Source organism: Listeria cornellensis FSL F6-0969, from assembly GCF_000525855.1.
In the GTDB taxonomy this organism is placed as follows: Bacteria; Bacillota; Bacilli; order Lactobacillales; family Listeriaceae; genus Listeria_A; species Listeria_A cornellensis.
Window position 1 is genome coordinate 24,771 of sequence record NZ_AODE01000021.1, and the last position, 14,094, is coordinate 38,864.

Sequence of the window (14,094 nt, forward strand, 5' to 3'; positions counted from 1 at the left end):
ATGGATTGGGAATTTTTTTGTGGAATTGAAAAAACACGAGTGGGTACAAATAAAAACAGGACACAAAGGAGCGGTTCCTTTTATGTCCTGTTTATCAGCAAAGTGAACATGAAAGAAAAATCATTTTTTCATGTTGGCTATCGCTTCTTCTAAATTTGTATTTTGAAACAAATAAGAACCTGCTACTAGGATGTCTACACCTGCTTGTTTGGCTTGTTTGGCGGTTTCTTGGTTGATGCCACCGTCTACTTCGATGAGATAGGAATAGTTGTTTTCTCTGCGCCAAATTGCTAGTTTTTCAATGTTGGTTAGTGTTTCTGGGATGAAGCTTTGACCGCCGAAGCCTGGGTTGACGGTCATTTGGAGGATCAGGTCGGCCTCGGATAGGACGGATGTTAGGCTTTCTGCGGGTGTGCCTGGATTTAAAACTACGCCTGCTTTTGCGCCGGTTTGTTTGATGACTTTTAGGGTGGCATGGATGTGCGGGCAGGCTTCGACATGGACAGAAATGATGGCGGCTCCGGCGTTTGCGAATGCTTCGATGTAGCGTTCAGGTTCGGCGAGCATGAGATGGACGTCGAGTGGGATGCGAGTGCTTTTAGCGATTTGGGCGACCATGTCGATGCCGAATGTGAGGTTGGGTACGAAATGTCCGTCCATCACATCGATGTGCAAGTAGTCGACGCCCGCGGATTCCATTCGGTTGATTTCCTCGCCAAGTTTTAGATAATCGGCGGCGAGGAGAGATGGCGCGATGCGAGTCATGCTTTGACACCTTCTTTCGCGAGATGCTGTGCCGTTTTTTGTGCGATGTTTGAGGCTGTGAGACCGTACGCTTCGAAAAGTTGCGTTGCTGGGGCGGAGTCGCCGAAATGGTCGATGCCGATGTTGAGCCCAGCTGTTCCGGTGAATTCTTTCCAGCCGAATGTGGCGCCTGCTTCAATAGAGATGCGGGTTTTGACTGTGCTTGGTAGGACGCTTTCTTGGTAGGATTCGGTTGCCTTGGCAAAGCGGTCCCAACTTGGGAGACTGACAACGGAGGCATCAATATGATGTTCGTTGTGCAGGACATGTTGGGTCTCTAAGGCTAGCGATACTTCGGAACCTGTCGCAATGAGGATGGCTTCTGGGAGGGCGGCGCGTGATGGTGATACGGTATAACCGCCTTGTTGGACGCCTTCATCAATGGTGGACTGTGGGTTCGAAAGGACTGGTAGGTCTTGGCGGGACAGGACAAGTGCGATGGGACCCTCCTTGTTTTCCGCTGCGAGCGCCCATGCTATACGTGTTTCTTTGGCATCGGCTGGACGGATTATCGAGAGGCCAGGCATAGCGCGTAGCGACGCCAAATGTTCGATAGGTTCGTGTGTTGGACCATCTTCGCCAACTGCGATACTATCGTGTGTGAAAACGTATGTGACGGGTAACTTCATGAGTGCTGCCATTCGGATGGCTGGTCGGATATAATCGGAAAATACGAAAAATGTGGACCCGAAAATGCGAAGTCCTCCGTGTAATGCCATTCCGTTCATCATGGCCCCCATCGCGAATTCGCGGACGCCGAACCAGATATTACGCCCTGCTGGATTTTTTGCTGTGTAAGCTGGGCTTTCATCGATGAACGTTTTGTTGGAACAGCCTAAATCTGCAGAACCGCCGAATAGTTCGGGAAGTTTTCCTGCTAGCGCGTTGATCATGCTGCCAGACGCGCTTCGGGTTGCGATTTTTTTTACTCCCTGCTTCGTCAAAAGTTGGGAAATTGGATTGCCAGTCGGTTGGTAGTTTACCCGTGATGACGCGTTGGAATTCTGCGGCTAATTCTGGATATGCTTTGGTGTAATTAGTGACGAGATTGTTCCACTGTGTTTCTTTTTCCACGCCGATTTTGGGGTAATTTTTGAGATAGTCTTTTACTTGAACAGGAACAGTGAAGGCTTCGTGATTCCAATGGTAGGATTCTTTTGCGGCGGTGGCTTCGTATGCGCCGAGTGGGGCGCCGTGACTCGCGGAACTTCCTGCTTTTGTTGGGGCGCCGTAACCGATGATTGTCTTCACTTCGATGAGTGTTGGCTTCTGGCTCCTTTTTGCTTGTGTAATGGAAGCTTGGATGGCAGCCAAATCATTACCATCTTCTACGCGCAAAACTTCCCAGCCGTATGCTTCGAATCGAATTTGAACGTTTTCGCTGAAGGAGGCGCTTAAATCACCGTCTAGCGAGATGTCATTGGAATCGTAGAGCACGATGAGTTTGTTTAGTTGGAGATGGCCTGCAAGTGAGGCTGCTTCGGACGCCACACCTTCCATCAAATCGCCGTCCCCGCAGATAGCGTAGGTAAAGTGGTCCACGATTTGGTATTCATCCTTGTTATATTGAGCGGCAAGGTGAGATTCGGCGAGCGCCATTCCTGCTGCCATCGCGATGCCTTGTCCCAGTGGCCCACTTGTTGCGTCTACACCTGCAGTAAAGCCCAGTTCTGGGTGACCGGGTGTTCTGCTTTCGTATTGGCGAAACTGTTTTAAGTCGCTTATTTCTAGGTCGTAGCCGAATAAATGAGTCAAACTGTAAAGTAAGGCTGATCCGTGTCCAGCGGCTAAAACGAAGCGGTCTCGGTTGAACCAGCTTGGATTTGTTGGATTGAAGTTTAGATTTTTCGCCCAGAGCATGTAAGCCATCGGAGCGGCTCCCATCGGCATTCCTGGATGACCTGAGTTTGCTTTTTCAATCATATCGATGGATAGCGTTCGCACCGTATCGATAGTTTGTTGATCTAATGTTTTTTTCAATGTATTCACTCCTCATTGTGATTTATCGCACATATATACTTATCTTTTTACTTCTGACCAAATTTGAACGCAACGTTCGGCATAGGTTTTGCTATCTTTTTTATGGAATAAGGCGGATGTTCCAAGTACAAAAACATCGGGTAGACAGTCGCTCATTTGGCCTATTGTTGTAGCATTGATATTTCCATCCACTTCAATAAGTGGCGCATAGGCGTTGTCTGCAAGTATTGCTCGTAACGTTCGTAGTTTTTCTAATACACTTTGTTGAAAAGATTGTCCTGCAAAACCTGGATTGACGGTCATCATCAATACCATTTCTACATCGTTTATATATGGTGAAATGGCTTCGAGTGGTGTTTCTGGGTTCAGAGCAATGGCGGGTTTTATGTGGTGGCTTCGGATTTTCTGGATGACGGCTGAGATGTCTTCACAAACTTCAACATGAAAAGATATATATTCGGGCTTTATTTTGGCAAACATATCGATATATTTTAATGGGTCTATTGTTGCTAGATGGACATCAAGCGATATATTGGTTGCCTTTTTCACTGCCATCAGCCATTCTGGACCAATCGCCAAATTATTCACATACTTACCATCCATGACGTCACAATGTAAAAGGTCAATTCCTGCAGCTTCCAATCGTTCCAGCTCGTCGGCTATATGTAGCTGATCCGCGCACATAATAGATGCTGCGATGTGTGTTGCCATTTACTTACAACCTCCTTTTGCATGGAGATTGAAGGTTTGAATGCTATCTGCGGCTAACTTGTTCTGCATCATAACCTCCACTAAATCTGCTGGTATTGTTACATCTGCCGCCCCAGCTATAAGCGTTTCTGTGATTTGCGCTGTGTTTTTGAAGCTTGCGCCGAGGATTTTTGTGGAAACGCCCAACTGTTTAAAAAGTGCTACCGTGTCTGTGATGATTCTTGATGCGCTGAGTCCCTGATTCGCCATTCGGTTGACGTAAGGCGCTACCCAATCACAACCTGCCAATGCTGCAAGATAGCTTTGCTCCACTGAAAAAATGGCTGTTGCTAGGATTTCAACGTCTGGTCGTTCTTGTTTTAATTGAGTCATCACGTGGAAACCATTTTGATCGGCTGGAATTTTGATAGCGATTCTAGCGTCTTTTGAAAGAATCGTTTGGGCATCTTCGTATAGCTCTGCTTGTGTCACACCTGTTGCTTGAATGAAAAGACGCTGACTTTCGCCTAGAATCGATAATATTTCCCGGGAAATATTCGCACGGGTCTGTCCTTTTTCTTTAGCAAGCAAAGTTGGATTTGTTGTGACACCGGTGAGCCAGTTGAATGGTAGCATTGCCTCGATTTCCGTTATATTTGCTGTATCTAAAAACATGACCTTCACCTCACGTTTCGTTTTTTAATTCGATTGCTGTGATCATTTGCAATCGGTGTGTATGACGTTCCCCGCCAAATTTGGTGTCTAGCCAAGTGTCTACGATTCGTAGCGCCAAGCCTTCTCCCACAACGCGTTCACCGAGGCATAGAATATTGCTATCGTTATGTTCGCGTGTTGCTTGTGCGCTGAAGCAATCGGAGACTACTGCGGCACGAATTCCTGTGACTTTGTTTGCTGCAATCGACATGCCAATCCCTGTTCCACAGCATAAAATGCCCAAATCAGCTTCTCCGCTATTCACTTGATTGGCAACTTCCTCTGCATACGATGGAAAGTCAACACTATCATCACTATAGGTGCCTATATCTGATACAAGAACCCCTCGTGTGTTTAAATGCGCAACAATAGCATCTTTTAGTCGTCTGCCGCCATGATCGCATCCAATAGTTATTTTCATTTTTTTCACCCTCATCCTAGATTTTTAACCCCTGATTCGCGTATAATGAATGACAACAGAAACGGATGTGATACGCCAATATGACATCCGTTTCCGTTGCTTTCAGAGGATAACTGTATACTTGAATCGGCCCGCCAGCTTTTTCCTGTGTATCTGTTGTCCTTTTTTGTCGTTGTTTTAGCATGCTCGTTATCCTCCTATCATTAAGATTTCACTAATACTTTGATCTCATTTCCAGCCATAACAGCTTCAAAACCATCGCGCCATTCTTCTAAATCATAAACTTTCGTGATCATTCGTTTCGTATCGATTTTTCCATTTGCTAGTAAGTCTAGAGCGATATGCCATGAGCTCGGCTTCTGTGATCTGCTGCCAATATAAGTTATTTCGCGCTGAATAATCGATTCTTCATCAATTGGGTTACATTTCTCCGCGAAAAGTCCTACTTGACCGAATGTGCCTTTTTTAGCGGTTAGTGGCAAACCTTGATTTACTGCGGGAACAGCTCCTGAACAGTCGAACACTTTATCTGCGCCATAGCCTTCTGTCATCGCAAAAACAATGTCTGCTAAATTTTCTTGCATCGTGTCTACCGTGCGATCGATGCCGAGTTCTGCTGCCAATTTCAACCGTTCGCTATCCTTCGTAATTCCTGCCATAATAACTGTCGCGCCCTGTGCTTTCACAACTTGTGCGAGCAGGAGTCCGATTGGTCCAGGTCCGAAAATCAACACCGTATCGGTTGGCTCAATCGTCGTTTTTTCAAGCGCGGCGTGAACGCAACATGCGAGTGGTTCTGTGAGTGCGGCGGCTTGATAGGAAATCGAATCCACTAATGTATGACAGCTTTCCTCGCGTGATAAAACATATTCCGCAAAACTACCGTTCGCCTGCGTTCCAATGCCACGTCGATGCGAACAGAGATTATACTCTTTTTCCAAGCAAAATTTGCACGTCCCACACGTTTCGAATGTCGTCTCGCTTGTTACCCTGTCGCCCACTTTGAGATTGGTAACATCAGGTCCAATCGCGACAACAACACCCGAAAACTCATGTCCCAGCGTTACCGGTGTTGTTGGATTGCCATACTCACCTTTAAATGTATGAATATCGGAACCGCAAATCCCCGTATAGGCCACTTTAATCTTCACGCGATTTCCATAAACCACTGGCTCAGCGACGTTTTCCAACATCATTTTGTCAAATCCTGATTCTGTTTTTACAACTGCTTTCACGTTTTCCTTCACTCCTCCTGTGGTAAAATCATGACTTTGTTATAATCCTCTTTTCGACCAAGTATCATCGCGAATGCATCACTCGTTTCACTTACTTTATAACGATGGGAAATTAGTGGTTTCAACTGGATTCGTCCTTGATTTACGAAGGCAATCGATGTTGTCCATTCTTCCCCAGGAAACGGCGCCGAATAAGAGTTCCAAAAACCTTTTAACGTTAACTCTCGCCTGAAAATGTTCTCAAATGCTTCTTCGGGTAGCAAAACATCTGCATAAGCAATGCCGAGATACCCAATCTTGCCTTTTTTCTTCGTCACGCGTAGGCATTGTTCCTGCGTAATCTTAGAACCAGCGCATTCCAATGCGATATCTGCGCCACTTCCGCCAGTGTATTCGCGCACTTTTTCAGCTAAATCTTCTTGGAGCGGATTAATCGTGTAGCGGCACCCAAACTTGCGAGCTTCCGCCAATTTCCCATCACTAATGTCCACGGCGATAATATCCTTCACGCCTGCAAGCTGTAAACACTGCACCACGAGGATTCCAATCGTCCCAATTCCAAAAACAACGACCGTATCGCCAAGTTCTGGCTTAATACCTAAGACACCATGCATCGCTACAGCAAGTGGTTCCAACATCGCCGCTTCCTCAAAATCCATATCGCCAATTCCGATCACATTCGTTGCTTTCAACACAACATTTTCTGCAAAAGCACCATGAAAATGAGAGCCAACCATCCGATAATTTTCGCATAAAGAAAATTCGCCTTGTTGACAATATTCGCAACTCCCGCAAGGAACGAGCGGAATCCCAGCAACGCGTTCTCCAACAGCAACCTCCGTCACGTCTGCACCTTTTTCCACAACCACGCCCGCGAATTCATGTCCCATTACCGCCGGAAGTGTGTATTTCCAACGCGTCTGCATTTTATGAATATCCGAGCCACAAATCCCAGCCGCCATCACTTTCACCCGTACCTCATCTTTGCCACAAACCGCTTCTTCCACCTGTTCCGCTTTGATTTCATTATTTTCATATAAAACCGCTGCTCGCATTTTTCCAACTCCTTTTCAAAAAACCGTTATTTCCCGAAAATAGCTTGGTAACCTTCAGAAAATTTTAAAATTAGCCAGTTTAAGAAGTTTCCGCCTAAATCAAGACTGGAAACTTTCGTTGCTCCGTCTGGCATTTTGAAATCAGCGCCATTCATCATGGCCGTATGCGTATCCGCGAAGTTCGTTGCCATAAGTAGCGAGAAGGCAATAACGATTGTCCCCGTGATAAGTGACTGCACAATGTTTCCTTTCCTGGAAGCTACGATAAAAGCAATATAAAATGGAATAGTTGCTAAATCACCAAATGGTAAAACCCGATTCCCCGGCAAAATAACCGCCAATAAAAGTGTAATCGGAACGAGCATCAAAGCTGTCGACATAACCGCTGGATGTCCAACAGAAAGCGCCGCATCAAGTCCAATATACAGTTCGCGACCTTTGAATTTTGACTTCATAAACTCACGTGCCGCTTCTGAAATCGGAATTAGGCCTTCCATCAAAATTTTAACCATACGAGGCATTAGAAGCATAACCGCGGCCATCGAAATCCCGACTTGGAATACTTCACCGACATCATAACCTGCAAGTAAACCGATCCCAATACCTAGAATTAAGCCCATCATCATCGGTTCCCCAAAAATACCAAACCTTTTTTGAATCGACTCTGGGTCCGCGTGAAGATTACGCAACCCTGGAATTTTCCCAACAACCCAGCCAATCGGAATACCAATAAGCCCGAATGCAGCTGTAGAACCAGTTGGCATCGAAATCCCTTTTAGACCATAGAATTGCTCGACCATCGGCGCCGTTTTATCCGCAATAATCAGAACAGCCATCTCATACAAAATCGCACAAAGAATCGCGAACCACCAATTACCACCAGTGACAACATAGCCCGTCGCCCCAGCCGCGATAAAGTGCCAATAATTCCAAATATCGATATCCAATGTTTTGGTGATTCTAAAGAAAATAAGTAATAGATTGACAATAAGACAAATCGGAATCAGAATCGCTGCTACGGGGGACGCCCAAGAAGCCGCAGCTGCTGATGGCCAACCTGCATCAATAATCGTCAAATTCAGTCCGAAGCGTTCCACCATTTGTTGCGCCGCCGGACCCAAGTTTGTCACCAATAAGTTAATGACTAAGTTAATCCCCACAAAACCTATCCCAATCGTAATCCCCGACCGAAACGCCTTTTTAAAACCAGTACCAAAAATCATTCCGATAATCAGAATAGCAATTGGCAAAATAACCGTCGGACCAAGATTTAAGACATATTGTACACCATCTAAAAGCTTATCCATACCCTTTTCCTCCTTTTTAAATGGGAGCTTTCACTCGATTTCTGCCAAGCTCCCTATTCTCTATTACTTCAAATTCGCCAAAATCTCTGCGTCTAATTCTTCCATCCCAATCCCCGAAATATAAGCCGTCGCGATAATCGCTGGAATGCTATACGTCGTTGGCAAGATCGTCGTTGAAACAATAAGATCTGCCCCTTCTTGTTTCGACGCCGCTTCTGCGATTTTAATTTGCTCCACACTCGCGTCAATGCCGTTATCCTTCAACAAATTCTCCACACGATTCATAACGACCGTCGATGTTGCGATTCCTGCTCCACATGCTACCAATACTTTTTTACTCATTATTTTTCCTCACCCTTCAAATGTAATACTACTTGCGACAACGTTTCGATGATATCATCCGCCGTTTTTGCCGCGAGCAGTGCTTTTACGTGTTCTTCATTTTGGATTGCGCCCATTAATTGTTGCAAAACGGCAAGTTGGCTGTGCGGCTCATTTAGCCCTAACACAAAAATCAAATTCGCCGTTGTTTCTTGATTCGCGTCCGCCATCTGCTTGAACGGAATTCCCGCCTCACTTGTTAATACTGCGATAAACTGCTCCGTCACACATTCTGGGTCCGTATGCGGCAATGCTACGCCAAAATTCTCTAACTGTAACCCCGTTGGAAAAATGGCCTCCCGCTCCGTCAACTTCTGCAAAAACTGGTCGGTAATCAAGTCCTGCGAAGCCGCGCGCGTGGATACTTCTGCAAAAAGTTCCGTCTGATCTTGGCAAGGCGTCTGCACCCAGATCATCTCTTTCTTTATAAACTGTACTAAATCCATTCCCATTCCTCCTTATTTCACTTTTTCCTCAAGTTCTACGATGAATTTCCGAATTGTCTGATGGATGATTTGCGATTCCTCTAGTTGCGCGATTTTTTTCAGTGTTTTCTTATGTCCAGCAAGTTCCATCAATTGCAGTAAAGCTTGGAAGTGAGCGTTTTTATCGATGGCCGCGATGACCACGACGAAATGCAATATCCCGCCATCTTCAAGCGCTAGCCCGTCTTCGATATAAAGCATGCTCATTCCAAGTTCTTTCACGCCTTTTTCAGTCTCTGCATGAGGAATAGCAATGGTCTGCCGCAATACAATATGCGCGGCCGGTGTGACATGTTGTTGCATCATTTCTTGCACGTACGCATCCGTGATAGCTCCTTTTTCGAGCAATGGCACCGAAGCCAACTGAATCGCCGCTTGCCAATCCGTCACGGCTCGAACCCGTTGAATCATCTCCGGTTGTAACAAGTCCGCCAATTCTTTCCGCTCTCCAGCCACATGTTCCGCCGCCTTCATCGGTTGCGTTAAACAGTCTGCCAGCGCCTTTGCCAACCGCTCCTTATCCTGCACCGTCGCATGTTTCTCAACCGCCCGCATCAACTGCTCCACGCTCACGCTACTCTCGCCCATCATGTAAACCGACCGCATCACGCGCCGCCTGAGCTCCAATCGTTCCTGCTCATCCATTAATTGATTAATTAGAAAAATCTTCTTCTCCGTCCGAAGTGGCACTGCCGAAAAAATTAAATCATACCGCACATTCGTCTGTTCAAATTCGCGGATCGACATAGCCTGATAAAAAAAAGATTTCCGGAAACAAACTACGCAACGTCTTCTCCATCAAGCGCGAAATCGACAACCCATTCGGACACACAACTACGCCCTTTAGCCGTGTCTGCAACCTTTCCGTCGTATCAATCAAATGCCCACCAATAAACAACGTGATAAAAATACTCTCATTTTCAGGAATACGCGTTCCAATAAATTTTTCGAGCGGTTTGAGGGACTGCTTCACAATATAATGTACCGCCTGAAATTCCTGATCAATCTTGTCTAAAAGACTATAATCCGTCGTTAAATGGTATTTTATCCGATAATACGCCGGTTTTATGTGCGCAAATAACTTTTCGAGCAGCGAGGCCTTATCGACAAACTGAATGCACGCCTTCTTCTCAAATCCGCTCAAAACTTGCGACACAGCCATTTTCAAGCGCGGCGACGTCTCGTTTGTTAAGTCATTTTTCGGTAACACATTCGACGTCAACAACTGCAACGAAATATACAGTCGCTCCGTTTCCGAAATATACGGCTCATCCTCAATCAACAGCTGCACCGCGCCATATTCCTGCGTATCTGACAACTCATTAAAATCAATTAAAAATTCCGTCGTGATGCGCTGCCCTTTTCGGATTCGCCTGAAAATACTTTCCAGAATATACGGTAAAATCTGCATTTTGTTATCAATAAACGTCAAATTAAGCTGCCCTTCCACTTCCACCAAATGCTCCCGAATCGTTTCCACCCGAGTCGAATCTATCTGCATAAAATGTTGCAAAAGCGACTCACCATTATAACTTGAAACAATGTGCCCCGCCGCATAAATCAACGCCGACCGCTGATTCCACTCATCTCCACGAATCTGATAGCCCTTCATCCGCGAATAATGCACCGCAAGCCCAAACGTATCAAAAATCATCTGCACACCCTTCAAATCACGCAGAACCGTATTTTTGCTCACATCTAGTTCACTAATAAAATGATTCAGCGACAGTTCCTCCTGATTCGTCGAGAGCATCAAGATAATCAAGCTCGCCCGCTCCTTTTCAGACAAGATATACCGATCTTCCTCCTCCCCATTCGTCTTTTTTTTCCACCAGTTGAAACAGGTCAGGTTCCACAACAAAACGTCCATTCGCTGACCGATGAATCTTCGGATAAGCCTGCTCTTCCAGCCACTGATTCACCTTCTGAAAGCTATAATCCACCTGCCTACGCGTCAACCCGAACTTCTCTTGCAGCTTGGCATTCGATATATTAGGATGCCGCAGAATCTCTTTCAACAGCACGTTGCTTCTTTCATCCAAATACATGATATCCCTCCTGTTCTCTTTTATTATAGAACGCTTCACACTATAATTGTACACGCTTTCATCCCAACATCTTGTTAAGAAATTGTACAGCATGGGGCTTTACTTGTGATTTCCTTAACAGAAGTACCTATCAATCCACGCAAAAAAGCCCACTAGCGATGCCCTGAAAGCAAAACAAAAACCACGTCTACCTCAACTATACGGCGCAGACATGGCAATTTCAATAAGAATTATTTAACATGGTTGGCAATTCTAAAAACTACGTGCAAGATACGGAAATAATACCATCGTTGTGGAGCAAATCAATGTCTATCAAAATTTATAGATCATCGTTTCGAGCGCTTTTAAATCTTGTTTTGTAGGAGGCATATTCCAAATAAGTATCGGAATCTCATTGGAAATGGCTACTGGATAGTCACTCACTATTAAATCATAGTCCGTGACATGCTCTTTTGAGTCAAGCTCATTACTAAAGATCACTAATTTTTCTGGGAAGCGCTTTCGAATCTCGTATTTCATGAATTGTTCCCATACTGGCCCTTTTTTAGATAATACCTTAATTTTTAGCGAATTAGCGACGTTCTTAGAAAGCATTGCTACATGAACAAATTCGTACACATACGCAAGAATCACACTTTTATTCTTCCTAACAAAGGCCAAATCTTTATCATCCGACGCCTCATTGACAATATGTTGGAGCCTTTTCTTTATCATTTGATCAGGAGCAGTTAATCTTGAAAAGTAATCAATATCCGTTATTTGGGCTGCTTTTTCTAAAAAAGTGAATTTCGAAAAATAAGCAAGTAACTCCGCTTTAAGTAGCTCTATATCTTTATAATCTGTCCCGGCTACCTTAGCTATTTCTTCAGCAAGTAGGTAACGCGAAGGTCTAAATTGTTTATTGTAATCTAGTATCCGCTGCACCTTGCTATCATCAAAAAAGGTGAACGATGTCAAACGAAGACTCAATACAATCAAATGACGTTCTGTTTCAGGTAAAGAGATACCGCCGATACTAGCCTCAAGCTCCGTGAAATCAATATTTGAAAAAGAATATAAATGGGCAAATTCAGTCACTGCCTTACGCTCCTGTGCCGTTAATTTTACATAATAACCATCCCGTATTCTAACCAAACAAACACTTATCGCGATAGCATAATCAATCTTGGCAATAGGTGATAAATAAATTCCCATGTAGGGAGCTAGCTTTTCTATGAAAGAATAGATGACTTCTAAATCCACCTCAGGAATTTCCCAACCAGAGAAAGGATATGCTTTTTCAAATAGATGGAAGTAGAAAAAACGAATATTTAACTCGTTTCCCACTATATTTAAAGGGCTTCTGTCTAAAAACAAGCTATTAGCAGCAAGTACATCATCAAATTCCTCTAACCTAGAATACGCACTTGATTTACTAATGCCCGCGAATTCTGCTACTTGCTCTACAAAATCTGGTTTAATTCTGAATGCTAATTTAGCGATGTTGTATATGTCGCTGTTGTAAATCATATAAGAACCTAGTAAAGAATTATTTAGTAGGACGCCAGACTCTTTCTTTAAGTATAGTAAATTCTTCTGGTAAACTTCTATTTGAAAGTGAAACGTGGTATAGAATTCATTTATTTCTAAGATATCCTTATTAAGAGTTTTCATCGTAATTTCCATTTTATCCAAAATAAACTGTTTCTCTACGTACTCGGATTTAGAATAAAACAGCAAGTTAATAATGCTTAATTTTCGAAAATTGGAACGGCTTAGTAACTTCCTCATATCCTCAGCCCCTTTAGCACTTTATGTATTCTATATTAGTTTACTAGATTACTAAAGTCAAAAAGTAGCCCTGTCTCAGAGCTACAATTTCATCAAAAAGAGAGTCTGGCAATCCAAAATTTGGTGTGAAACGCTCGTGTGTCTATTCTTGCTGATTTATTCAAGTTTTAGCCGCTACATTGGAAGCTACAAAAATAACTGGTATTCCCTCGATTTAAACTCAGGAAATACCAGTTATCGCCAATGTCATATGTTTACTAAATCCACATGATGTCGGGCATTCTATTTTTGTGATTACGCTTTTTTATGTTGTCTTATAACCACTGCTCCTAGAATGAAGAGAATCGCTGCTCCGAGTAGAATCCAGATGTACTCTAGCGCATCACCTGTACTCGGTAGGAATTTCGTAGATGTCGATGTGTTGTCTTCCTCTTTTGCCTCGCTTACTTTCATTTCTGCTGTTTTTTCTGGTTGTTTTGGTGTCTTGCTTGTTTCTGTTGATGGTATTTTCTTGTTAGGTGGTGTTTCTTTGGTTGGTGGGACTGGCGTTACTTTTGATGGTGTTTCTGGTTTTCCTGGTGTCACTCCCACTGGTATTAATGGTTTCGGTGGTGTTACTGTTGGAATTTCTGACTGAATCATGTCGCCTTCGTTCGCAAAAGCTAGTTCGGCTTGGTTTGGAATCCCACCGTCTTGGATGAATGGGGCTAATTGCTCGTCTGTTACGTCTGCTTTGATCGTTGTTGTGACAGTCATCGTGTAGGTGTGGCCTGCCAGATACGCAAAGCTGTCGTCTTTTTTTGTTCATCGTGAAGGTAATTAGGTTGTTTTCTTCCGTGATCGTGCCGTTTCCTGTCACATCGTTGCCGTTTTCGTCGGTGATTTGGATGTTTTCGATTGCTAGTACGTCGTTTATTTGGTCTGTGATAATCGCTTGGTTCCAGCTTGCTGTTTGGTTACCAAATGCTGTGTGGATGTTCCAGTTAAAAGCGTCGTTGCGGTTTGTCAGGTCTAGGTGCTCTTTGCCTTCAATATCTTTGTTGATTTCTGGATTGACTGGTGGTGGTGTTACGGTTGGGATTTCTGACTGGATCATGTCGCCTTCGTTACCGAACGCTAGGTCTGCTTGGTTTGGAATCCCACCGTCTTTGATAAATGGTGCCAACTGCTCATCTGTTACGCCTTCTTTGATGGTTGTTGTCAC

General features: G+C 44.2%; 12 protein-coding genes and 3 pseudogenes. All 15 read right to left on the reverse strand.

What is annotated here, in order from left to right; genetic code table 11:
- Nucleotides 1-120: 120 nt before the first annotated feature.
- The gene (gene rpe, locus PCORN_RS10155) at nucleotides 121-765 is read right to left on the reverse strand and encodes a ribulose-phosphate 3-epimerase (RefSeq protein ID WP_036080036.1); all 645 of its coding nucleotides are present in this window, start codon (nucleotides 763-765) and stop codon (nucleotides 121-123) included.
- Nucleotides 762-2,784 (reverse strand): annotated as a pseudogene (tkt, locus tag PCORN_RS10160) (transketolase). Before tkt ends, rpe (PCORN_RS10155) begins: the two are co-directional and overlap by 4 nt.
- A gap of 39 nt (nucleotides 2,785-2,823) precedes the next feature.
- Entirely contained in the window at nucleotides 2,824-3,495 is a 672-nt protein-coding gene (gene rpe, locus PCORN_RS10165) for a ribulose-phosphate 3-epimerase (protein ID WP_036080039.1), read from the reverse strand.
- Nucleotides 3,496-4,149: a transaldolase family protein gene (locus tag PCORN_RS10170; RefSeq protein ID WP_036080042.1), complete on the reverse strand. Its 654-nt coding sequence runs from the start codon at nucleotides 4,147-4,149 to the stop codon at nucleotides 3,496-3,498.
- Nucleotides 4,150-4,159: 10 nt separating this feature from the next.
- Nucleotides 4,160-4,609 (reverse strand): ribose 5-phosphate isomerase B, encoded by a 450-nt coding sequence (gene rpiB / locus PCORN_RS10175; protein ID WP_036080061.1) that lies wholly within the window; start codon nucleotides 4,607-4,609, stop codon nucleotides 4,160-4,162.
- 16 nt (nucleotides 4,610-4,625) lie between these two features.
- Nucleotides 4,626-4,793, reverse strand: coding sequence for a hypothetical protein (locus PCORN_RS19350; RefSeq protein WP_159102567.1), 168 nt, complete (start codon nucleotides 4,791-4,793; stop codon nucleotides 4,626-4,628).
- Nucleotides 4,794-4,812: 19 nt separating this feature from the next.
- Nucleotides 4,813-5,844 carry a zinc-binding dehydrogenase gene (locus PCORN_RS10180; RefSeq protein ID WP_036080064.1) on the reverse strand — a complete coding sequence of 344 codons (1,032 nt, stop codon included), beginning with the start codon at nucleotides 5,842-5,844 and terminating at the stop codon, nucleotides 4,813-4,815.
- An 8-nt stretch (nucleotides 5,845-5,852) separates the two neighbouring features.
- Nucleotides 5,853-6,899, reverse strand: a complete 1,047-nt coding sequence (locus tag PCORN_RS10185; protein ID WP_036080045.1) for a galactitol-1-phosphate 5-dehydrogenase — start codon at nucleotides 6,897-6,899, stop codon at nucleotides 5,853-5,855.
- A gap of 26 nt (nucleotides 6,900-6,925) precedes the next feature.
- Nucleotides 6,926-8,206, reverse strand: coding sequence for a PTS galactitol transporter subunit IIC (locus PCORN_RS10190; protein ID WP_036080047.1), 1,281 nt, complete (start codon nucleotides 8,204-8,206; stop codon nucleotides 6,926-6,928).
- Between the two features lie 63 nt (nucleotides 8,207-8,269).
- Nucleotides 8,270-8,548, reverse strand: coding sequence for a PTS sugar transporter subunit IIB (locus PCORN_RS10195; RefSeq protein ID WP_036080051.1), 279 nt, complete (start codon nucleotides 8,546-8,548; stop codon nucleotides 8,270-8,272).
- Complete coding sequence (locus tag PCORN_RS10200) at nucleotides 8,548-9,033, reverse strand: PTS sugar transporter subunit IIA (RefSeq protein ID WP_036080052.1); 486 nt, start codon at nucleotides 9,031-9,033, stop codon at nucleotides 8,548-8,550. The genes PCORN_RS10195 and PCORN_RS10200 overlap by 1 nt, the downstream gene beginning before the upstream one ends.
- A gap of 12 nt (nucleotides 9,034-9,045) precedes the next feature.
- Nucleotides 9,046-11,120, reverse strand: a pseudogene (locus tag PCORN_RS10205) (BglG family transcription antiterminator).
- Between the two features lie 312 nt (nucleotides 11,121-11,432).
- Nucleotides 11,433-12,890 (reverse strand): AcpB/EbpR/MafR family transcriptional regulator, encoded by a 1,458-nt coding sequence (locus tag PCORN_RS10210; protein WP_036080054.1) that lies wholly within the window; start codon nucleotides 12,888-12,890, stop codon nucleotides 11,433-11,435.
- Between the two features lie 294 nt (nucleotides 12,891-13,184).
- Nucleotides 13,185-13,646: an LPXTG cell wall anchor domain-containing protein gene (locus PCORN_RS20325; protein ID WP_051999387.1), complete on the reverse strand. Its 462-nt coding sequence runs from the start codon at nucleotides 13,644-13,646 to the stop codon at nucleotides 13,185-13,187.
- Between the two features lie 100 nt (nucleotides 13,647-13,746).
- Nucleotides 13,747-13,986: pseudogene (locus PCORN_RS21310) on the reverse strand (isopeptide-forming domain-containing fimbrial protein); the annotation flags it as partial.
- Nucleotides 13,987-14,094: the final 108 nt, after the last annotated feature.